Origin of the sequence: Kitasatospora sp. NPDC098652 (genome assembly GCF_044760155.1) — a bacterium.
Taxonomy (GTDB): Bacteria; Actinomycetota; Actinomycetes; order Streptomycetales; family Streptomycetaceae; genus Kitasatospora.
Window position 1 is genome coordinate 1 of sequence record NZ_JBIWAQ010000043.1, and the last position, 19,719, is coordinate 19,719.

Consider the following 19,719-nt stretch of genomic DNA (forward strand, 5'->3'; position numbering starts at 1 on the left):
CGTTGGCGGTCTGAAAATCACCCGTCACGCCCCTCTCCGCACCCACCCCCTCCACCGCCCCCTCCCGCAGCGCGTCCCTCTCGCCTGGGTCGGGTAGGGGGGTGGGGGGTGGTGGGGGTGGGTGGGTTGGTGTGGGGGGTGGGGTGGGGTGGGGTTTTGGTGTGGGGGGTGGGTGCCGGGGTGGGGGCGGGTGGTGGGAAGGTGGCGGGGGTTTGAAGGGGAGTGGGGGCGATGGTGGGCGGACGGTTGGTGGGTGCGGTGGTGGCGGGGGTGTTGGTGGTGGGGGGTGGGGTGGCCTCGCCGGCTTCGGCTGTGCCGGTGGTGCGGCCTACGGCGTCGGCGGGGGTGGGGGTCGGGCGGGGGCATTCGGTGCGGACCGGGTTGAGGGCGCATCAGATCACCGAGCACTCCGCCGCTGTTTCGCGGCACAAGCGGAAGGTGCGGCGCAGTGTGGTCGGGCGGGCGCTCGATGCGGCGTTCGGGTGGGTCGCGCTCGTCGTGGTGGGGGTGCTGGTGGCTGTGGTGGTGCTGGTGTATGTGCTCAGGCGTCGGCGGCAGGTGGGTTGAGGGCCCGTAGGGCGGCGTCGACCAGGCGGTCGGCGTGCTCGTGGGTGAGTGGGCCGAGCCGGTACTGCCAGCGGTAGTAGATCGGGCCGTAGAGCAGTTCGACGGCGAGGTCGAGGTCGGCGTCGGGGGCGAGTTGGCCGGCCTCGCGGGCGGTGCGGAGGCGGTCGCGGGTGACCTCCAGCAGGGGGTCCAGCAGGCGGGTGCGGTACTCGGCGTGCAGTGCCGGGTCGTTGAGGATCTCGGCGATGATGGCGCGGTAGGTGCGGTCGGCGCCCGGGTCGGTGAGTTCGTCGCTGGTGGGGCGCAGGACGGCGCGTAGGTCGGCGGCGAGGTCGCCGGTGTCGGGGAGCGCCAGGCCGCCCTCGTGCTGGTTGACGGCCAGGAAGGCGTCGAAGACGACGGCCCCCTTCGAGGGCCACCACCGGTAGATGGTCTGCTTGCCGACGCCGGCCCGGGCGGCGATCGCCTCGATGGTCAGCTTGCCGTAGCCGATCTCGGCGATGAGCTCGATGGTGGCGGCGAGGACGGCGGCACGGGCGCGCTCGCTGCGGCGGGCGGGGTCGGGGGCGGTTCTGGAGGCCATGGAAAAAGTCTAGGCGAGATGGCGAGACGAGACGTATTGTCTTGGAAGCGAGACGGGACGTCTCGTCTTGTTCTTTGGAGGTGACTGTGAACCGCCCTGCACACATTCTGATGGTCTCCGTCCCGGCGCACGGACATGTCAATCCCAGCCTCGCGGTGATCACCGAGCTGGTCGCCCGGGGGCACCGGGTCAGCTATGTCAACGACCCGTCCTTCCGCGGGATCGTCGAGTCCACCGGCGCGGAGTTCGTCCCCTATCCGAGCGCGTTGCCGCTCGCGGACGACCCGGCCGGCTGGCCGGAGGAGCCGGTGGCGATCCAGGACGTGTTCCTGGACGACACGCTGGCGATGTGGCCCGTGCTGCTGGAGGCGTTCGAGGACGACCGGCCCGACCTGGTGCTCTACGACATCGCGGGCTTCGCCGGGCGGGCGTTCGGCGAGCGGCTGGGAGTGCCGGTGGTGCAGCTGTCCTCCAGCTTCGTGGGCTGGGACGACATCGAGGGGGACCTGGCCGAGGTCTTCGAGGCGATCCGCAACGGCCCCGGCGGCCCGGAGCACTACCGCCGGTTCGGTGAGTGGCTGGCCGGGGCCGGCGCGGTGGAGCGTGATGTGGAGGCCTTCAAGAACCGCCCCGAGCGGTGCATCGCGCTCGTTCCGCGTGCGCTCCAGCCCCATGCGGACCGGGTCGACGAGCGGCGGTTCAGCTTCGTCGGCCCCTGCTTCGGCGACCGCTCCCACCAGGGGCGGTGGGAGCGCCCGGCGGACGCCGAGAAGGTGCTGCTGGTCTCGCTGGGCTCGGCCTTCACCGATCGGCCGGCCTTCTACCGGGCCTGCGTCGAGGCCTTCGGCGACCTGCCCGGCTGGCACGTCGTGCTCCAGGTCGGCAAGCACACCGACCTGGCGGAGTTGGGGGACGTACCGGACACCGTGGAGGTGCACCGGTGGGTGCCGCAGCTGTCGGTGCTTGCCCAGGCGGACGCCTTCGTCACCCACGCGGGCATGGGCGGCTCCAGCGAGGGCCTGTTCCACGCCCTGCCGATGATCGCGGTGCCGCAGGCCGTCGACCAGTTCGCCAACGCGGACGCGCTGGTGGCTCTCGGCGTCGCCCGTCGGCTGGACACCGAGGAGGCCACTGCGGCGGCGTTGCGGGCTGCGCTGGTGGAGCTGGTCGGGGATCCGGCGGTGGGTGAGCGGCTGGCGGTGCTGGCCGCCGCGGCTCGGGCCGAGGGGGGTACGGCGCGGGCGGTGGACCTGATCGAGGCCGAGTTGAAGGGGTAGCGCGGCCCCCGGGCGTGCGGTCGGGATCGGGACGGCGGAGAATCCGGATGGCGAGCAGCTGTTGTCATATCTTCATTCACCTGGTGTGATTGTGTATATGGATATGCACAGTGCTGTGGCCCCCGACGCTCCGCTGGTCCAGGTCGGCAAGGCCGACGTCAGTGCGGAGGACGTGCTGGCCGTCGCCCGGGGCAACGCCCGGGTCGAGATCGGCCCCGACGCGCTCGCCGAGATGGCGGCCGCCCGCGCCCGGATCGACGCCCTCGCGGCCGAGCCGCGCCCCGTCTACGGCGTGTCGACCGGCTTCGGCGCCCTCGCCGTCCGGCACATCAGCCCCGAGCTGCGCGCCCAGCTGCAGCGCTCGCTGGTGCGCTCGCACGCCGCCGGGATGGGCCCGACGGTCGAGCGCGAGGTGGTCCGCGCGCTGATGTTCCTGCGGATGAAGACCCTGGCCTCCGGCCGTACCGGCGTCCGTCCGCTGGTCGCGCAGACCATGGCCGCCCTGCTCAACGCGGGCATCACCCCGGTGGTCCGCGAGTTCGGCTCGCTCGGCTGCTCCGGGGACCTCGCGCCGCTGTCGCACTGCGCCCTGGTGCTGATGGGCGAGGGCACCGCCACCGGCCCGGACGGCGAGGAGAAGCCGGTCGCCGAGCTGCTCGCCGCCGCCGGGATCGAGCCGGTCGAGCTGCTGGAGAAGGAGGGCCTGGCCCTCATCAACGGCACCGACGGCATGCTCGGCATGCTGGTGATGGCCATCGCCGACCTCCAGCGGCTGTTCACCACCGCCGACATCACCGCCGCGATGACCCTGGAGGCGCTGCTCGGCACCGACAAGGTGCTCGCCCCCGAACTGCACGCCCCGATCCGCCCCCACCCGGGCCAGGCGCTCAGCGCCGCCAACATGCTCGCCGTGCTCAAGGGCTCCGGCCTCACCGGCCACCACCAGGACGACGCGCCGCGAGTCCAGGACGCCTACTCGATCCGCTGCGCCCCGCAGGTCGCCGGGGCCGGCCGGGACACCCTGGCGCACGCCCAGCTGGTCGCCTCGCGCGAGCTCGCCGCCTCGGTGGACAACCCGGTGGTGCTGCCGGACGGCCGGGTGGAGTCCAACGGCAACTTCCACGGCGCACCGGTCGCCTACGTGCTGGACTTCCTCGCCATCGCCGCCGCCGACCTCGGCTCGATCTCCGAGCGCCGCACCGACCGGCTGCTCGACAAGGCCCGCTCGCACGGCCTGCCGGCCTTCCTGGCCGACGACCCCGGCGTGGACTCCGGCCTGATGATCGCCCAGTACACCCAGGCGGCGCTGGTCAGCGAGAACAAGCGGCTCGCCGTCCCGGCCTCGGTCGACTCGATCCCGTCCTCCGCGATGCAGGAGGACCACGTGTCGATGGGCTGGTCGGCCGCCCGCAAGCTGCGCCAGGCCGTCGACAACCTTGGCCGGATCCTGGCCGTCGAACTGACCGCCTCGGCCCGCGCGCTGGAGATCCGTCAGCAGGCCGACTCGGCCGGCCGGATCGCCCCGGCCACCGCGGCCGCGATGGCCGCCGCCCGCGAGGCGGGGGTCGGCGGGGCGGGCCGGGACCGCTTCCTCTCGCCGGACCTGGAGGCCGCCGCCGCGCTGGTCGCCTCCGGGGACCTGGTGCGGGCGGTGGAGCGGGTCACCGGTCCGCTGGCCTGAGGTGTCCCGGGAGCGGGGCGGCCGGGGTTCAGTCCCAGTCGTCCCGCGACCGGCGGCCGTTCCGCTCGTCCCGGTCGCGGCGGTTGCCCAGCGCGGCCGCGAAGTTGACCCCGACGATGCCCGCCCAGCAGGCCAGCAGCCCGGCGAAGCCGCCGCTGCCCGGGCTGCTCGCGATCGCGGTCAGCGGGATGCCGAGGGCCAGCGAGATCACCGCGAGCCGGTTGCCGGGCCGGCCGGGCGCCCAGCCGCGGCGCGCGCGGTCCCGGTCCCGGCCGCGGTAGCCGGGCTCGTAGCCCTCGACGTCCATCCGCGCGGCCACCGAGCGCTCCACCCGGGCGTCCAGGCGGGCGTCGAGGCGCTTCATGAAGGAGTCGAGGAGCGCGTCCTCGTAGTCCTTGCCGAGCTCCTTGCGGGCCTGCAGGGTGGCGTCGAGGTCGCGCCGCAGTTCGTCCTGGCGAGTGTCCATGCCAGTAGCGTGGCGCCGCCGCCCGGCCCGGTCCATCCGTTCGCGGGGGGAATCCGGGCGGGCTCAGGGAGAAATCAGGGTTACCCCGAGGCCGTGCCCAGGACGTCCGCTCTTCGGCGTGTGCTGTCCGGGGCTCCGTCCGAACCGTGGGACGTCTCATGAGGCGTCCCGTCGTACGAGACGTCTTTGCCAGCAGCGACGCTCTGCTGCACAGTCGTCGTCCGAACCGCACGCATCCGGAGGTACCGCTGATGACCGCCACCGACGAGGCCGGCACCGTCGGCCCCTCCGCCCGGCTGCTCCAGCTGTTCGAGGGCCACCGGCTGACCCCCACCCAGCGGCGGATCGCCCACTCGCTGGTCCGGCACGCCAACGAGGCCCCGTTCCTGTCCAGCGTCGAGGTCGCCGAACTCGCCGGGGTCAGCCAGCCGTCCGTCACCCGCTTCGCGGTCGCCCTCGGGTACGACGGCTACCCGGCGCTGCGCAAGCAGCTGCGCGAACTCGGCGCCGGCGAGCCCGCCGCGCCCGAGACCCCGGACGACGCGGTGCGCAACGAGCACCAGCAGGCCGTCCTCGCCGAGATCGCCCACCTGCGCCACCTCGCCGAGCTGCTCGCCGACCCCGAGCCGATCACCCGGGCCGCCCGGCTGCTCGCCGCCTCCCGCCCGCTGCCGGTGCTCGGCCTGCGGGCCGCCTCGGCCCAGGCGCGCGGCTTCGCGTACTTCGCGGCCAAGGTGCACCCGGACATCCGGCTGCTGGACGAGGGCGGCAGCATGCTCGCCGACCGGCTGGAACAGGCCACCGCGGCGGGCGCCACCGCGCTGCTCTGCTTCGCGCTGCCGCGCTACCCGCGGGAGTTGATGGACGCCCTGGTGGTGGCCCGGGACTGCGGGCTGACCGTGCTCACCGTCGCGGACAGCGCCTTCTCGCCGGTCGCCAAGCTCTCCGACCTGATGCTGCCGGCCGCCGTGGGCACCGGGCTGGTCTTCGACACCGCCTGCGCGCCGATGATGCTCGGCCGGGTACTGCTGCAGAGCATGTGCGACGAACTCCCGGGCGCGGAGGCCAGGTTGGAGGCGATCGAGCAGTCCGCGGCGGCCCGGGGCCTGTTCCTGGAGTAGGGACAGGTTGGAGTAGGGACAGGTTGGTGCAGGCGCGGCCCGGAGTAGCAACGGCCTGGAGTGGGCGCGGCCCGGAACAACGGCCGAAGGACTACTCGTCACGAAGCCGGGCATCCCCTAGTGCAGGGGGTGCCGCCCATGCGCGTGATCCACGAGATGAAGTTCGTCGCCCGCCTGGCCTCGGGTGCCGACGAATGGTCCTGCCCCGCCTGCGGACGCCGCGTCACCCTGCGGCGCCTGCCCGAACCCGAACTGACCGTCCTCGACCCGGGCGACGAGTCCGCCGTGCACGTGGGCGTCATCGAACCCGACGCCCGTGCCACTGCGGCCGCCGAGAAGTACGGCCTCGGCCCCGTCCAGAACATCCCCCGCCCGCCGTCCCCGCCCGCCCCCGACGCCGCCGACCGCCGCTGGCTCGCCGAGATCGGCATCGACTGGGACGGCGGCGACGCGGCGGCGTGAGTCAGCGGCGAGGGGCGTAGAGCGGGAGGCCGGAGGTGCCCAGCTCGGCGGGCAGGGGTGCGGGCAGTGGGACGGGCTCGCCGTACTTGCCGTGCAGGACGCCCTGGTACTCGCCGTCGCGAGGGTGGGTGTAGAGCGTCCAGGTGCCGTCGCGGGGGGTGAGTGCGAGGAAGGCGGCCACGCCTGCGGCGGCGTACCAGGCGGCCTTGGTGGCGACATGGCTGACCGGCGAGGGGCCGGGAGCCACCTCGACGGCGAGGGCGACATCGCGAGGATCGGCGAGCCAGCCGTCCTGCTGCTCCCATTCGACGGGCAGTACGAGCAGGTCGGGTGTCGCGTAGTCGTCCCCGTCTCTCGGCAGGGCGACGGACGATGTCTCGTACGCGCCGAGGCCCGGCAGACGTGCGCCGATCCGTTCGCGCAGGTGTCGCACTGTTCCGGCGTGTTTGCCGCGTCGGGGCGGCGACATCAACAGGATGCCCCCGATGATCTCGACACGGAGCCCGGTGCTCCCCTGGATCGCTTCCGCCGCGTCGCGAAGCTTCGCGGGTCGCACGGGGGTGGTGACCATCGCGTCCTCTGCTGGGCCGAGTGGCTGGTGTTCGCCCGGGTTCAGGCTAGCGCGCCAAGTCGGCCGGTGCCGTTGCTGATCGGATTGTTTCAGGGTCTGGTCGAAAGCCGGTTGTTTAGTTATATTCAGCCGAGCAGAACTTGAATGAATCCATCCGCAGGGAGGCCGGGACATGGTGCAGCAGCAGACGAGCGGGCCGCGCGAGGTGCGTGCGGCGCGCGGGACGGGGCTCACGACGCAGGGGTGGCAGCAGGAGGCTGCCCTGCGGATGCTGATGAACAACCTCGACCCCGAGGTGGCCGAGCACCCGTCGAAGCTGGTGGTGTACGGCGGCACCGGCAAGGCCGCGCGGGACTGGCGCTCCTTCGACGCCATGGTGAAGACGCTGCAGGGGCTCAAGCAGGACGAGACCATGCTGGTCCAGTCCGGCCGCCCGGTCGGCGTGATAAAGACCCACGAGTGGGCGCCGCGCGTGCTGATCGCCAACTCCAACCTGGTCGGCGACTGGGCCAACTGGGAGGAGTTCCGCCGGCTGGAGAGCCTCGGGCTCACCATGTACGGCCAGATGACCGCCGGCTCCTGGATCTACATCGGCACCCAGGGCATCCTCCAGGGCACCTACGAGACCTTCGCGGCCGTCGCCAACAAGCGGTTCAACGGCACCCTGGAGGGCACCATCACCCTCACCGCCGGCCTCGGCGGCATGGGCGGCGCCCAGCCGCTGGCCGTCACCATGAACGGCGGCGTGGCGATCTGCATCGACTGCGACCCGTCCCGGATCTCCCGCCGGATCGAGCACCGCTACCTGGACGTCGAGGCCAAGGACCTCTCCCACGCGCTGGAGCTCGCCACCGCGGCCCGCGACAAGCGGCAGCCGCTCTCCATCGGCCTGCTGGGCAACGCCGCCGAGCTCTTCCCGCAGCTGCTCGCGATGGACGCCCCGATCGACATCGTCACCGACCAGACCAGCGCCCACGACCCGCTGAGCTACCTGCCGCTCGGCGTCGACTTCGACGACATGGCGGACTACGCGGCCGCCAAGCCCGCCGAGTTCACCCAGCGCTCGCGCGAGTCGATGGCCCGCCACGTCGAGGCCATGGTCGGCTTCCAGGACCGCGGCGCCGAGGTCTTCGACTACGGCAACTCGATCCGCGGCGAGGCCCAACTGGCCGGCTACGACCGTGCGTTCGCCTTCCCCGGCTTCGTCCCGGCGTACATCCGGCCGCTGTTCTGCGAGGGCAAGGGCCCGTTCCGCTGGGCGGCCCTGTCCGGCGACCCGAAGGACATCCACAAGACCGACAAGGCCGTCCTCGACCTCTTCCCGGAGAACGAGTCGCTGCACCGCTGGATCAAGATGGCCCAGGAGAAGGTGCACTTCCAGGGCCTGCCCGCGCGCATCTGCTGGCTCGGCTACGGCGAGCGCGACAAGGCCGGCGAGCGCTTCAACGACATGGTCGCCTCCGGCGAGCTGTCCGCGCCGATCGTGATCGGCCGGGACCACCTGGACTGCGGTTCGGTGGCCTCCCCGTACCGGGAGACCGAGGCGATGCTGGACGGCTCGGACGCGATCGCCGACTGGCCGCTGCTCAACGCCATGGTCAACGTCGCCTCCGGTGCCTCCTGGGTGTCCATCCACCACGGCGGCGGCGTCGGCATCGGCCGCTCGATCCACGCCGGCCAGGTCACCGTGGCCGACGGTACGGCGCTCGCGGGCGAGAAGATCCGCCGCGTCCTCACCAACGACCCGGGCATGGGCGTCATCCGGCACGTGGACGCCGGCTACGACCGGGCGGTCGAGGTCGCCGACGAGCGCGGCGTGCGCGTTCCCATGGGTGAACTGTGAGCGAGCGCAGCAAGCGAACCGATCGAAGGGGCGACTCGCGGAACGCGGGTGCCGAGCGCAGCGAGGCGGTCGCGTGAGCTCTTCGTTCAACGAGATGTGGGCGGAGCTGCTCCCCGTGGGCCGCTCCGCCGCCTCCGGCGGCTACCGCCGCTTCGCCTGGAACTCCGCCGACGCCGAGTGTCGCGCCTGGTTCGAGCAGCAGGCCCGCCACCGCGGCCTGACGTACGAGCTGGACCGCAACGGCAACCAGTGGGCCTGGCTGGGCGACCCGCACGGCCAGGGCGCGGTCGTCACCGGCTCGCACCTGGACTCCGTCCCGGACGGCGGCGCCTACGACGGCCCGCTCGGCGTGGTCTCCTCCTTCGCCGCGCTGGACGAACTGCGCGCCAGGGGAGCGGAGTTCACCAAGCCGCTGGCGATCGTCAACTTCGGCGACGAGGAGGGCGCCCGGTTCGGCGTGGCCTGCATCGGCTCCCGGCTGACCGCCGGGCTGCTGTCCCGCAGGGCCGCGTACGAGCTGCGCGACGCCGACGGCCTGCGGCTGCCCGACGCGATGGAGAAGGCCGGCTACGACCCGACCGCGATCGGCGCGGACGAGGAGCGGCTGTCCCGGATCGGCGCCTTCGTGGAACTCCACGTCGAGCAGGGCCGCTACCTCACCGAGGAGCAGCCGGTCGGCGTGGCCGGGGCGATCTGGCCGCACGGCCGCTGGCGCTTCGACTTCCACGGCGAGGCCAACCACGCGGGCACCACCCGGATCGAGGACCGCCGCGACCCGATGCTGACCTACGCCAACACCGTGCTCGCCGCCCGCAAGAAGGCGAAGCTGGCGGGCGCGCTGGCCACCTTCGGCAAGGTCGCGGTCGAGCCCAACGGCACCAACGCGATCGCCTCGCTGGTGCGCGGCTGGCTGGACTCCAGGGCCGCCGACGAGCGCACCCTCACCGAGCTGGTCGCCGAGATCGAGCGGGCGGCCGCCGAGCGCGGTGAGCGCGACGGCGTCCGGGTCGAGCTGACCCGCGAGTCGTACACCCCCGTGGTGGACTTCGACGGCCCGCTGCGCGACCGGCTCGCCAAGCTGCTGGACGCCCCGGTGCTGCCCACCGGCGCGGGACACGACGCCGGGATCCTGGCCTCCGCGATCCCGACCGCCATGCTGTTCGTGCGCAACCCCACCGGGGTCTCGCACTCCCCGGCCGAGCACGCCGAGGAGGCCGACTGCCTGGCCGGGGTCGCCGCCCTCGCCGACGTACTGGAGGACCTGGCGTGTCAGTGACCGCTTCGGTGACGTACTGGGCGCAGTACGCCTGGCTGCCGCACCACAACGGGCCGGTGGTCGAGCCGGACGTACTGATCACCACCGGTGCGGACGGCCGGATCGCCGCCGTGACGCCGGACAGCGGGCCCTGCCCGCCCGGCGCCGTCCGGCTCGACGGACTGCTGCTGCCCGGCCAGGCCAACGCCCACTCGCACGCCTTTCACCGGGCGCTGCGCGGGCACGTCCAGGTCGGCTCCGGGACGTTCTGGACCTGGCGCGACACCATGTACCGGTTCGCCGGCGCGCTCGACCCGGACAGCTACCTGGAGCTCGCCACCGCCGTCTACGCCGAGATGGCGCTCGCCGGGATCAGCGCCGTCGGCGAGTTCCACTACCTGCACCACGCGCCCGGCGGCGCCCGCTACACCGACCCCAACGCGATGGGCGAGGCGCTGATCGAGGCCGCCGCCCGGGCCGGCATCCGGATCACCCTGCTGGACACCTGCTACCTGTCCTCCGGCTTCGGCGCCGAACCGACCCACCCGCAGCTGCGGTTCAGCGACGGCGACGCCGAGGCCTGGGCCGCCCGCGCGGACGCGCTCAAGCCGCGCGAGCACGCCCGGATCGGCGCCGCCATCCACTCCGTCCGGGCCGTCCCCGCCGAGCAGTTGGGCACCGTCGCGCACTGGGCGGCGATGCGCCGGGCGCCGCTGCACGTCCACCTGTCCGAACAGACCGCGGAGAACGACGCCTGCCTCGCCGCGCACGGCGTCACCCCGACCCGGCTGCTCGCCGACCACGGCGCGCTCGGCCCGCGCACCTCGGCCGTGCACGCCACCCACCTCACCGACGAGGACGTCGAACTCCTCGCCGACTCCTCCACCACCGTCTGCATGTGCCCCACCACCGAGCGGGACCTCGCCGACGGCATCGGCCCGGCCCGCAGGCTCGCCTCGGCGGGCAGCCCGATCACCCTGGGCAGCGACAGCCACGCGGTGATCGACCCGTGGGAGGAGGCCCGGGCGCTGGAGCTGGACGAGCGGCTGCGGACGCGCACCCGCGGCCACTGGACGGCGAACGCACTGCTGCGGGCGGGCGGCGAGGACGGCCACGCCTCGCTCGGCTGGCCCGAGGCCGGGCGGATCGAGGCCGGGGCGCTCGCCGACTTCACGGTGATCGCGCTGGACTCGGTGCGCACGGCGGGGCCGCCGCCGCGGCTCGGCGCCGAGATCGCGGTGTTCGCGGCCTCGGCGGCGGACGTCCGCCACCTGGTGGTCGGCGGACGGCACGTCGTCCGGGACGGCGTGCACCAGCTGGTGGCCGACGTGCCGGGGGCGCTGCGCTCGGCGATCGGCGCGCTGGACTACTGATTCCCTGTTCGACCTCACGCGGAAGGCGTTGTCTTGAGCACCAGGACCACCTTGATCACGGGCATCGGCAGCCTGGTCACCAACGACCCCGGGCAGGGCGCCGGGCCGCTCGGCCTGCTGGCCGACGCGGCCGTGGTGGTCGAGGGCGGCACCGTCGCCTGGGTCGGCCCGGCCGCCCAGGCCCCGGCGGCGGACGAGCGCTTCGACGCCGAGGGCCGGGCGCTGCTGCCCGGCTTCGTCGACTCGCACGCCCACCTGGTGTTCGCGGGGGACCGTACGGCCGAGTTCAACGCCCGGATGTCCGGGCAGGCGTACAGCGCGGGCGGCATCCGGACGACGGTGGCGGCGACCCGGGCGGCTTCGGACGCTGAGCTGGACGCCAACCTGGCCGGGTTCGTCCGGGAGGCGCTGCGGCAGGGCACCACCACCATCGAGTGCAAGTCCGGCTACGGGCTGACGGTCGAGGACGAGGCCCGGGCGCTGCGGATCGCGGCGAAGTACACCCCGGAGACGACGTACCTGGGCGCGCACATCGTGGCCCCCGAGTACGCCGAGGACCCGGCGGGGTACGTGGAGCTGGTGACCGGCGAGATGCTGGACGCCTGTGCGCCGCACGCCCGTTGGGTGGACGTGTTCTGCGAGAAGGGCGCTTTCGACGGGGACCAGGCGCGGGCTGTTCTGACGGCGGGGATCGAGAAGGGCCTCACGCCGCGGGTGCACGCCAACCAGCTCACGTACGGGCCGGGCGTGCAGCTCGCGGTGGAGCTGGGGGCGGCCTCGGCGGACCACTGCACGCATCTGACGGACGAGGACGTGGCGGCGCTGGCGGGCTCGGCGACGGTCGCGACGCTGCTGCCGGGGGCGGAGTTCTCCACGCGGGCGGAGTACCCGAGCGGGCGGAGGCTGTTGGACGCGGGCGCGGTGGTCGCGCTGTCCACGGACTGCAACCCGGGCTCCAGCTTCACCAGTTCGATGGCGTTCTGCATCGCCGTGGCGGTGCGGGAGATGGGGATGACGCCGGACGAGGCGGTCTGGGCGGCCACGGCCGGCGGCGCGCATGCGCTGCGGCGCACGGATGTGGGGGTCGTGGCGGTAGGCGCGCGGGCGGACCTGCTGCTGCTGGACGCGCCCTCGCACGTCCACCTGGCGTACCGCCCGGGCGTCCCGCTGACGGCGGCGGTCTGGCGCGCGGGCGTCCGGGAGGTCTGAGCCCTCGGACGACGGACGGCCCCCGCGCCCCCGGGGTGGCGGGCGCGGGGGCTTTCCGAGAGCGCCCGCTCCCTGCGTGCAGGGAGCGGGCCGCTTCGGTGTGTCAGTCAGCCGAAGGGCAGGACCTGGGTGCTGCCACCGGCCAGGATGCGCTGGTACTCGCTCTCGCCGTTGAGTGGGCGGTAGTTGATCACCGGATCTCCGGCTCGTACGAGGGCGGTCGCACATCCGAGGCACCAGGGCTGTGGCGGCTGCACGTCGATGTCCTCGATCACCGCAGGAGCGGAGCACTGGGTGCAGTCCGCCATCGCGTCCTCCCCGGGGTCAGGCCCAGGTGGAGCCGCACGCGGTGCAGCCCCATCGGCCGTCCATGGTCTGGTAGGTGGCGCCCGATCCGCAGACCGGGCAGGTGCGGGCGCTCGGCTCGTCGACCCGTTCCAGCAGGGTACTGGGCGTCGAGGTGGTGGTGGGCTCGATCTCCGTGACGGGCTTGTCGAGCAGGACGGTACTCATGGCGTCTCCCCTCGGGATGGAGTGGCAGAGATGCGCCGGCCGGGCATCACCCAGGGAACTCGGCTGCGGTCCGGATGTGGATGCCGTAAGGGGGCTCCCGCACGCCGTATGCGTGCCCCGCACACCCCGTGCACGCCCTGCCTGAGGATGTCGTCCTGTCGATACGGTTACCACTCCACGCAGTCGGAGGGCGACACCGTGTCACGTCAACGTCAGCTTGGGCTGGTCATCAGGGCCGCTCGGTGCGCACGGCGGATGACCCAGGCCCAGCTGGGCTGCGCGTGTGGCTACTCGGCGTCGGCGATCAGCCGGGTTGAGGCGGGCGTGCTCCGGCCAACCGAGCAGGCGCTGCTGCGGATTGCCCAGGCGTTGGACCTGCCGCTTGACGCCATCGGCCTGGGTCGACCGGCTACGCTGGCGCAGGATGTGACCCCGGATCAGGAGGACGCCATGCTCCGCAGGCAGCTGCTCGTGGCTGGCATGGCGGCAGCTGGGGCGTCAATGCTTTCGTCCGCCTCCGCCGCTGCCGCGCGCTCGGATGCATCAGCCCGGATCGTTAGGGCCCTGTATGAGCCCGAACCTTCTGAACCCACGTCGTTGCAGCAGCTCAAGGCATCGCTGACCTCGGCGCGCGCGCAGTTCACGGCTGCCCGCTACGGACACCTCGGTGACTTCCTGCCCGGCTTGTTGAGCTCGGCGCAGGCGACTCGCGAGGCCCTGTCCGGCCGGTCCCGCGAGGAGGCCCATGGGTGTGTGGCCCGTGCCTGGGTGCTGGCGACGGAGCTCGCGTTGAAGGCTCACTCCGACGTCGCGTGGCCGGCAGCGGACCGGGCTCTGGCTGCGGCCCAGGCCAGCGGCGATCCGGTGGTGCACGGGGAGGCAGCTCGGGTTCTGGCGATCACGATGCGACGTTCAGGACGCCCGGCCGCCGCCGTCGATCTCCTGCGTCGCACCGCTGACTCGCTCTCCCAGGACCGAAACGACGTGTCCTGGGCTGTGGCGGCGACCCTGCTGATGACGTCCGCCTACACGGCTGCGTGCGGGCAGCGCCGAGGCGACGCCCTCGACCTCATGTCGGGCACGGCGGACGCGGTCGGCCGGGTGACCAGCGCCAGGTTCCGGCCGAGCACCCCGCTGTTTACCGTCGACGCCACGAGCGCGCAGGTGGACCTGTACTGGATTGGCGTACACACGGCGCTGGGCACCCCCGACGAGGGGGTGCCGTACGCGGCGCGGATCGCGCCGGGACAGCTGCCGACCGCCGAGCGCCGGGCCCGGTACGGCACAGACTGCGCGCGCATGTGGCATCACCTCGGCGACCACCGCAAGACGTTCGCGTCGCTGCGGTTCACCGAGCAGGTCGCCCCGGAGGAGGTGCGTCGGCCGGCTCTGCGGGCGCTCACAGCGGACCTGCTGTACGCGCCGGTCACCGTGGCCGGCGTGCGGGAGTTCGCCGCGCGTACGGGCGTCTCATAGGGGCGGCGGGCGCGGGGGCTTCGCGTTCAGGGGGCGGTGGTGATGAGGTGGTCGAACTCGCCTGCCTTGGCGGCCTGGAGGAAGTCCGCGAGGTTGGGAGGCGTAATGCGGACGATGACGTTGCCCTCGTCGGACTCCCGGAGCTCGATCAACCCGTCGACGGTCCGGACCTCGACACAGTCGGAGTTAGAGCCGGAGTAGCTGGACTTCTGCCACGCGGAGCTGGTCATGAAGCCAGGCTAGCGACCGGCGGCCTCTTGCGGGGAGCAAGAGGCCGCCGGAACGATTCGCTCACGGGTTGGTGGTGAGGTGGTCGAACTCGCCTGCCTTGGCGGCTTGGAGGAATGCGGCGAGGTTGAGGCGGGTGGTGCGGACGATGACGTCCGCGTCGTCGGACTCGCGCAGTTCGACCAACCCGTCGATGGAACGCACCTCGACACAGTTGTCGCTTGCGGCAGAGTAGCTGGACTTCTGCCACGCGGAGCTAGACATGCTGGCCTGCCATTTCTTCCTTGATCGACTGCAGGAGGTCACGTGACTTCTCCTCGGAGAGTGCCGTGGAGTCCATCATGGCAAGAAGGGCGCGGAACCTTGTGAGGTGGGCGGGGCTGTCGAAGAGCTGGCCGCCATGGCCTGTGTCCATCTGCGCAGCGTCGAGTTCCGTTATAGGCCCTTCGGCATAGATGAAGTTCTCGCAGGGGCTCGGGACAGCACCGGCAGCGAACGGTACGACCCGGAGCGAGATGCTGGGCTGTTCCGAGTCGGCGATGAGTGCGTCGATCTGCTCGATGTTGACCTTCGGATCACTGAACTGCATGCGTAGGGCAGCCTCGTGGATGAAGGCGGTGTACGGAGTCGCTCCAGATCGGACGACGCGCTGTCGCTGCATGCGGAAGGCCGTCTTGAGATCGACCTCGTGACGCAGCGGTGGTGGGTAGGCCTGGGCAAACAACGCTGCCGTGTAGGCGCCGGTCTGGAGCAGGCCAGGGACGAAGGTGGTCCCGTAGGTCGAGAGCCTGCGAGCGTGGCCCTCCAACTCGGCGACGTCGAGGAAGTCTGCTGCCAGAGTCTCCCGATACTCCTCCCACCACCCGGGCTTGCCTCGCTCGGTGATGATGTCGGCGAGCGCGTCGATCAGAGGCTGGTTGAAGCACATGCATGTCGTGGCGATCGTGTGCAGCCGCTCCACGCTGATGCCGATCTTCCCCGACTCCATCTGCGTCACCTGGGCCGGATTCATGCCGACCGCTCGGCCGAGCTGGCTGCCGCCGAGGCCGACCTGCTCTCGCATCCTCCGCAGTTCTGTTCCCAGCCTGCGCTGACGGAGTGTGGGGTTCGTACGAGCCATGGTTCCTTCCGGGGCGAGGGTGGTCCAAGTCTGCCGCGTGACCTGACATGGGTCCATCTGAGGCCGCCAGCCACGTTCGAGGGAATATTTGGATTCCATGGAAATTTTCTCATGGATCTGAGTTATCGTCGTCCACATCTAGATCCGACGGATCGTCAGTAATGCCTGCATCCATGGCAGTAGGCGCCTGCTGCCCGCGCACCGAAGAGCAACCAGCCCCACCTGGCCTGGCTCACGGCGACGTATCCGCCGTCATCACCTCTCCTCTCCCCACACCACAGCCTCACGGAGGTTCCCGTGTGTACCCGTAACACCCCCTCGCTCGCGCTCGCCCGCCAAGCCCTGCGGGACGCCCTGGCCCGTAGCGGTTGGGACGCCGACGCCATCCACGACGCCGAACTCGCCCTCGCCGAGCTCATCTCCAACGCCTGGCGGCACGGCGGCACCCCCGCGCCCGTCGTCTGGTTCTCCCTCCTCGGCAGCACCCTCCACGTCTCCGTCGCCGACGAGAGCGACGCCCTCCCCCAGCCCCGCAGCCCCGCCGGCCTCGCCGAGACCGGCCGGGGCCTCCAGCTCGTCGAGGGCCTCACCCACCGCTGGGGCGTCGACCCCCAGAAGTACGGCAAGACCACCTGGTACGAGCTGGACGCTGCCTCGTGACCCGCCACCCCGTCGCCCCCGACGACCCTCGGATGCGCGACTACACCGAACCCCAGATCACCACCCTCCTCGGCGAGTTGCACCGCCGCGGCCTCCCGCACGGCCTCCTCTGGGGCTCCGCCGCCCCCGGCGAGACCACCCTCGACGGTCGCATCCTGATCGACTTCGGCAACGCCCCGGTCAGCACCCTCCTCAACCTCCTCCACCTCCTCCGCGACCTGGAGCGCGACCAGGCGTGGCACCGGTGAAGTTCTTCGTCGGCGCGATCCTGATCGCCCTGCTCGCCCTCGCGATCGCCACCGTCGCCCTCGGCGTCCTCGCCACCCTCAAGATGCCCCGCCCCGAGAACCGCGACGACCAGCCCTGAACCAACGCGAAGGCCCTCGCCCACCCAGGGCGCGGGCCTCGCGGGCGCCGTTGTGTGCTGCCGTGGTTGGTTGCGGGGGAGGCTCTGCGCCTTCGCCCCACGCGCTCTTGCGCTGGTTGGCTGGTGGGTTGATAGTCGTGCAACCGAGCGCAATCAGGTCAACACAGGGAGAGATCATGAGGTTGCGTTTCCTGGGGATCATTCCGAACACTCCCGTTGACGGCTCGCCGGCGATCTGGCTGGACGAGGAGCCTAGGAAGACGAGGTGAGGGCGTGCCAGGAGGTCGGGTCGATCCCCGAGCACAGCACGGATGTTCCGGATCACGAGACGATCATCCGACTCCCGGCCGTGATGCGGCAGTTCATTCCGCGACCGGAGGACGGAACCAGTGAAGTACCCCGTACGTGAGGGCCTGGCCGGGGCCCAGCGCTCCGCCGTGCATCTGGAGATGCGCGACAGCTACACGCCGGATGATCCGGAGTTCGCTCGCTGGCGTGTCGGCCATCGGTACGACAATGATCCGGCCAAACTCCCTGGTTGGTGGTGGTCTTGGGCTGAGCTGGTGGCCGAGACGACCGGGCGAGGTGTGGTTATGCGGCGGGCTCGGATCGTCTCGGAGCCGGTGACGGACTACATTCGGTATGAGCACGACCTCACGTTCGCCAACGTCGCGGCGGGTGAGCTGGTCCGCTGGTTGCCCCGGCGGAGGGCTGCCAACATCGCGTTGCCCGGAACGGATCTATGGATGTTCGACGGGTCGGCCGTGCTGTTCACGTACTTCTCCGGAATCGGGGAGGTCGTGGAAAGGGAGTGGCGGACGGACCAGTCCATCGTAGACCTGGTCAGCTCCGCCTTTGAGGCAGTCTGGGCGCGGGCAACTCCGCACGAGCAGTACTCCGTCTGACCGCCCGTGCCATGGATCGGCGTTGCGTCAGCCGAGAAGCGGGACAGCCCCGCGCTCCAGGAAGTGTTGAAGCCGGAGACGCTGGGTGTGGTGCATCGGCAACCCCTCGATGTCGCTCGGAGCAACGAACTGGAGGTCGGTGGACTCGTCAGAGATCCGCAGTTCCCCGCCCGTGATGCGGGCGGTGAAGCAGACGTTGAACTGCTGCCGGACTTCTCCGTCCGAGCAGGCGATCACATGTCGGGGGTCGGTGTACGTGCCGACGAGCCCGGTGATCTCGACGTCGAGGCCGGTCTCCTCGCGGACCTCCCAGGTGGCCGTGCCACGTGATCAGCTCTCCTTGCTCGGTAGCGAAGTATCAACCCAGGTAGGCCAAAGCGCCCGCAACAAGGGAACGTGCTGCGGCGCCTCGCGCTGCCCGCTGGGAAAGTCGATCGAAGGCGCGGGCATACAGATCGACCTGGCTGGGCTCCGTGAGCGTCGAGGCAGTATCCAGTGTGTCGGCGTGGACCCTGGTGTCATCGAAGATCGTGAAGGTCGGCATGGGCCAGACGGTCCGTTGGGCCGCGAACGGGATGATGCCGACGGCGACGTTCGGAAGATCCATGACTCCGAGTAGGTGGCCCAGTTGTGCCGCCATGGTCTCGGCACTGCACACGCGGTACCGCAGTACGGACTCCTCCAGGACGAACGAGAACCGGTGAGCGCCATGGCTCAGCACCGCGTTGCGCTTCATGCGGGCCGCCACGGCGTCGCTCACGTCGTTCGGGGTTCCCCGGAAGTCGGCGATGGACGACAGCAGGGCGGCGGCATATCTCGGTGTCTGGAGGAATCCGGGGATCACGTCGGAGACGTAGATTCGGAACATCCTGGTCTGTCGGTACAGGTCTCCGGTGGACTCCTGCAGCTTGCGGAGCCCACTTCGCTGGAGTTGTCGCCACTGCACATGAGCATCGGCGGACTGCCGGTTGGCGGCAATCAGGTCAGGGGCTTCACTGTCGGCGTCACAGGCTCGGCACCAGGCCCTGATATCGGCGTCGGAAGGAGGCGTCCTGGCGTTCTCGATCCGGGAAGACTTCGATTCCGACCAGCCGCACCTGACGGCCAGCTCCCGCCCGCTGATCCCCGCGTCCCTCCGAATCTCGCCCAGTCGACCTGCGACGGCTTCGCGGGCCTTCTGAATGGCTGGAGAGGGGTGTACGGGCATGGAGCTGGCCTTCGTCAGATTTCGTACCGGTGATGCGGGACTGCCCGCTCCCAGACTGCTTCGAACGCGGAGGCGCAAAGCTCCACGGTCTTCGGGTCTGCGGTGATCTCGTCCTCGACCACCGCGCCGTCGCCGGAGAAGTGGTGAACCCGAAGCAGTGCGCCATCGAACAGCCAGAAGTCGTTTCCCGGCAGGGGGATGCTCGTGGCGCGCCGCCGTGGCAGCCAGCGGACGTCCTCGCCTGCCGTGATGTTGGCGTGGGTGACGTAGTGCTCCCACCGGATGTACTCGGACACGGGCTCGGATACGACCCGAGCCCGACGGATGACCACGCCCCGGGCCACGGTGTCCGTGATCAGCTGGTCATAGGGATGCCACCAGGACGCGCGGTCCTCCCAGTTGATCCGCTCACCGCGCTGCCACGCCTCGAACCGCTCCGTCGGGGCGTAGGAGTCTCGCAGTTCCAGATGGACGGCGGACCGCCGGCATTGCTCAAGGAGTTCAGCGAAGTTGGGCACGCTCGATGACATCACACGCCTCCCTGATCATGGGCACCATCCGGGCGGGAAGCCTGACGATGGACTCATCGGCGGGTACCGGGCCGTTTGCGGGGCTGCTCCCTTCGCATTCCGCCTGAGTCTGGGGGCGCGGGTTCCACCCCTGGAAGAGGATCTCCCGGGCCTCCGGGTCAACCCACACGGTGGGGCAGTGGTCCCGGTCGGTGTTGGGGTCGATGCCAACGAACTCCACGGCCATGGCCGGCTCCCTGGTCTAGGTGCTTGCTCGGGCTTGCACAAGCTTGTCCAGCCAGCAGACATGTAGTCAATACAACTAT

Annotated in this window: 25 protein-coding genes and 2 pseudogenes; 15 read left to right on the forward strand and 12 right to left on the reverse strand. The window is 71.2% G+C overall.

What is annotated here, in order from left to right; translation table 11 throughout:
• The first annotated feature begins 231 nt into the window (after window positions 1-231).
• Window positions 232-567: a hypothetical protein gene (locus ACIQWA_RS39895; protein ID WP_402491851.1), complete on the forward strand. Its 336-nt coding sequence runs from the start codon at window positions 232-234 to the stop codon at window positions 565-567.
• Here the strand turns inward: ACIQWA_RS39895 and ACIQWA_RS39900 are convergent.
• Window positions 542-1,150 carry a TetR/AcrR family transcriptional regulator gene (locus ACIQWA_RS39900; RefSeq protein ID WP_402491854.1) on the reverse strand — a complete coding sequence of 203 codons (609 nt, stop codon included), beginning with the start codon at window positions 1,148-1,150 and terminating at the stop codon, window positions 542-544. The two genes, ACIQWA_RS39895 and ACIQWA_RS39900, sit on opposite strands and share 26 nt — an antisense overlap.
• Before the next feature lie 110 nt (window positions 1,151-1,260).
• Here ACIQWA_RS39900 and ACIQWA_RS39905 point away from each other — a divergent pair, with 110 nt between their 5' ends.
• A complete protein-coding gene (locus ACIQWA_RS39905; RefSeq protein WP_402491926.1) occupies window positions 1,261-2,427 on the forward strand; it encodes a macrolide family glycosyltransferase in 1,167 nt (388 codons plus the stop codon).
• Between the two features lie 97 nt (window positions 2,428-2,524).
• Entirely contained in the window at window positions 2,525-4,108 is a 1,584-nt protein-coding gene (gene hutH / locus ACIQWA_RS39910; protein ID WP_360239721.1) for a histidine ammonia-lyase, read from the forward strand.
• Window positions 4,109-4,136: 28 nt separating this feature from the next.
• Here hutH and ACIQWA_RS39915 read toward each other — a convergent pair whose 3' ends face one another.
• Complete coding sequence (locus ACIQWA_RS39915; protein ID WP_402491857.1) at window positions 4,137-4,574, reverse strand: hypothetical protein; 438 nt, start codon at window positions 4,572-4,574, stop codon at window positions 4,137-4,139.
• A gap of 251 nt (window positions 4,575-4,825) precedes the next feature.
• Between ACIQWA_RS39915 and ACIQWA_RS39920 the strand changes: the two genes are divergently transcribed.
• Together ACIQWA_RS39920 and ACIQWA_RS39925 are read left to right on the forward strand one after the other, a co-directional pair.
• Window positions 4,826-5,695, forward strand: coding sequence for a MurR/RpiR family transcriptional regulator (locus ACIQWA_RS39920; protein WP_360239715.1), 870 nt, complete (start codon window positions 4,826-4,828; stop codon window positions 5,693-5,695).
• A 138-nt stretch (window positions 5,696-5,833) separates the two neighbouring features.
• The gene (locus ACIQWA_RS39925) at window positions 5,834-6,157 is read left to right on the forward strand and encodes a hypothetical protein (RefSeq protein WP_033350007.1); all 324 of its coding nucleotides are present in this window, start codon (window positions 5,834-5,836) and stop codon (window positions 6,155-6,157) included.
• 1 nt (window position 6,158) lies between these two features.
• On the opposite strand, the gene ACIQWA_RS39930 is transcribed toward ACIQWA_RS39925, so the two are convergent.
• On the reverse strand, window positions 6,159-6,728 hold the full coding sequence (locus ACIQWA_RS39930; protein WP_402491859.1) for a Uma2 family endonuclease: 570 nt from the start codon (window positions 6,726-6,728) through the stop codon (window positions 6,159-6,161).
• 172 nt (window positions 6,729-6,900) lie between these two features.
• On the opposite strand from ACIQWA_RS39930, the gene hutU reads away from it, so the two are divergent.
• The 4 genes from hutU (at window position 6,901) to hutI (ending at window position 12,408) form a co-directional block, all read left to right on the forward strand.
• Window positions 6,901-8,571, forward strand: coding sequence for a urocanate hydratase (gene hutU, locus ACIQWA_RS39935; protein ID WP_402491862.1), 1,671 nt, complete (start codon window positions 6,901-6,903; stop codon window positions 8,569-8,571).
• Window positions 8,572-8,665: 94 nt separating this feature from the next.
• A complete protein-coding gene (locus ACIQWA_RS39940; protein ID WP_402491928.1) occupies window positions 8,666-9,847 on the forward strand; it encodes an allantoate amidohydrolase in 1,182 nt (393 codons plus the stop codon).
• Window positions 9,838-11,199, forward strand: coding sequence for a formimidoylglutamate deiminase (locus ACIQWA_RS39945; protein ID WP_402491864.1), 1,362 nt, complete (start codon window positions 9,838-9,840; stop codon window positions 11,197-11,199). The genes ACIQWA_RS39940 and ACIQWA_RS39945 overlap by 10 nt, the downstream gene beginning before the upstream one ends.
• A gap of 33 nt (window positions 11,200-11,232) precedes the next feature.
• Window positions 11,233-12,408 (forward strand): imidazolonepropionase, encoded by a 1,176-nt coding sequence (gene hutI / locus ACIQWA_RS39950; RefSeq protein WP_402491866.1) that lies wholly within the window; start codon window positions 11,233-11,235, stop codon window positions 12,406-12,408.
• 107 nt (window positions 12,409-12,515) lie between these two features.
• On the opposite strand, the gene ACIQWA_RS39955 is transcribed toward hutI, so the two are convergent.
• A complete protein-coding gene (locus ACIQWA_RS39955; RefSeq protein WP_402491869.1) occupies window positions 12,516-12,716 on the reverse strand; it encodes a hypothetical protein in 201 nt (66 codons plus the stop codon).
• A 16-nt stretch (window positions 12,717-12,732) separates the two neighbouring features.
• Entirely contained in the window at window positions 12,733-12,921 is a 189-nt protein-coding gene (locus tag ACIQWA_RS39960; RefSeq protein ID WP_402491871.1) for a hypothetical protein, read from the reverse strand.
• Window positions 12,922-13,068: 147 nt separating this feature from the next.
• On the opposite strand from ACIQWA_RS39960, the gene ACIQWA_RS39965 reads away from it, so the two are divergent.
• Window positions 13,069-14,397 carry a helix-turn-helix domain-containing protein gene (locus ACIQWA_RS39965; protein ID WP_402491874.1) on the forward strand — a complete coding sequence of 443 codons (1,329 nt, stop codon included), beginning with the start codon at window positions 13,069-13,071 and terminating at the stop codon, window positions 14,395-14,397.
• A 26-nt stretch (window positions 14,398-14,423) separates the two neighbouring features.
• Here ACIQWA_RS39965 and ACIQWA_RS39970 read toward each other — a convergent pair whose 3' ends face one another.
• The 3 genes from ACIQWA_RS39970 to ACIQWA_RS39980 all read right to left on the reverse strand — a co-directional run bounded on the left by ACIQWA_RS39970 (window position 14,424) and on the right by ACIQWA_RS39980 (window position 15,883).
• Entirely contained in the window at window positions 14,424-14,627 is a 204-nt protein-coding gene (locus ACIQWA_RS39970; protein WP_402491877.1) for a DUF397 domain-containing protein, read from the reverse strand.
• 61 nt (window positions 14,628-14,688) lie between these two features.
• Window positions 14,689-14,889 (reverse strand): DUF397 domain-containing protein, encoded by a 201-nt coding sequence (locus ACIQWA_RS39975; RefSeq protein ID WP_402491880.1) that lies wholly within the window; start codon window positions 14,887-14,889, stop codon window positions 14,689-14,691.
• The gene (locus ACIQWA_RS39980) at window positions 14,882-15,883 is read right to left on the reverse strand and encodes a helix-turn-helix domain-containing protein (protein ID WP_402491882.1); all 1,002 of its coding nucleotides are present in this window, start codon (window positions 15,881-15,883) and stop codon (window positions 14,882-14,884) included. Before ACIQWA_RS39980 ends, ACIQWA_RS39975 begins: the two co-directional genes overlap by 8 nt.
• 159 nt (window positions 15,884-16,042) lie before the next feature.
• Here ACIQWA_RS39980 and ACIQWA_RS39985 point away from each other — a divergent pair, with 159 nt between their 5' ends.
• The 5 genes and pseudogenes from ACIQWA_RS39985 to ACIQWA_RS40005 all read left to right on the forward strand — a co-directional run bounded on the left by ACIQWA_RS39985 (window position 16,043) and on the right by ACIQWA_RS40005 (window position 17,677).
• On the forward strand, window positions 16,043-16,405 hold the full coding sequence (locus tag ACIQWA_RS39985) for an ATP-binding protein (RefSeq protein ID WP_402491885.1): 363 nt from the start codon (window positions 16,043-16,045) through the stop codon (window positions 16,403-16,405).
• Window positions 16,402-16,653 carry a hypothetical protein gene (locus ACIQWA_RS39990; RefSeq protein WP_402491888.1) on the forward strand — a complete coding sequence of 84 codons (252 nt, stop codon included), beginning with the start codon at window positions 16,402-16,404 and terminating at the stop codon, window positions 16,651-16,653. The genes ACIQWA_RS39985 and ACIQWA_RS39990 overlap by 4 nt, the downstream gene beginning before the upstream one ends.
• Window positions 16,641-16,772 (forward strand): hypothetical protein, encoded by a 132-nt coding sequence (locus ACIQWA_RS39995; protein ID WP_402491891.1) that lies wholly within the window; start codon window positions 16,641-16,643, stop codon window positions 16,770-16,772. The genes ACIQWA_RS39990 and ACIQWA_RS39995 overlap by 13 nt, the downstream gene beginning before the upstream one ends.
• Window positions 16,773-16,948: 176 nt before the next feature.
• Window positions 16,949-17,181 (forward strand): annotated as a pseudogene (locus tag ACIQWA_RS40000) (hypothetical protein).
• On the forward strand, window positions 17,162-17,677 hold the full coding sequence (locus tag ACIQWA_RS40005) for a DUF6879 family protein (RefSeq protein ID WP_402491893.1): 516 nt from the start codon (window positions 17,162-17,164) through the stop codon (window positions 17,675-17,677). The pseudogene ACIQWA_RS40000 and the gene ACIQWA_RS40005 overlap by 20 nt, the downstream one beginning before the upstream one ends.
• A 27-nt stretch (window positions 17,678-17,704) precedes the next feature.
• Here ACIQWA_RS40005 and ACIQWA_RS40010 read toward each other — a convergent pair.
• From ACIQWA_RS40010 to ACIQWA_RS40025, 4 genes and pseudogenes are all read right to left on the reverse strand, one after another.
• Window positions 17,705-18,001 (reverse strand): annotated as a pseudogene (locus ACIQWA_RS40010) (NUDIX hydrolase); the annotation flags it as partial.
• Between the two features lie 34 nt (window positions 18,002-18,035).
• Window positions 18,036-18,884 carry a helix-turn-helix domain-containing protein gene (locus ACIQWA_RS40015; protein WP_402491896.1) on the reverse strand — a complete coding sequence of 283 codons (849 nt, stop codon included), beginning with the start codon at window positions 18,882-18,884 and terminating at the stop codon, window positions 18,036-18,038.
• A gap of 14 nt (window positions 18,885-18,898) precedes the next feature.
• Complete coding sequence (locus ACIQWA_RS40020) at window positions 18,899-19,414, reverse strand: DUF6879 family protein (protein ID WP_402491899.1); 516 nt, start codon at window positions 19,412-19,414, stop codon at window positions 18,899-18,901.
• Window positions 19,386-19,640: a hypothetical protein gene (locus ACIQWA_RS40025; protein ID WP_402491902.1), complete on the reverse strand. Its 255-nt coding sequence runs from the start codon at window positions 19,638-19,640 to the stop codon at window positions 19,386-19,388. Before ACIQWA_RS40025 ends, ACIQWA_RS40020 begins: the two co-directional genes overlap by 29 nt.
• Window positions 19,641-19,719 lie beyond the last annotated feature (79 nt).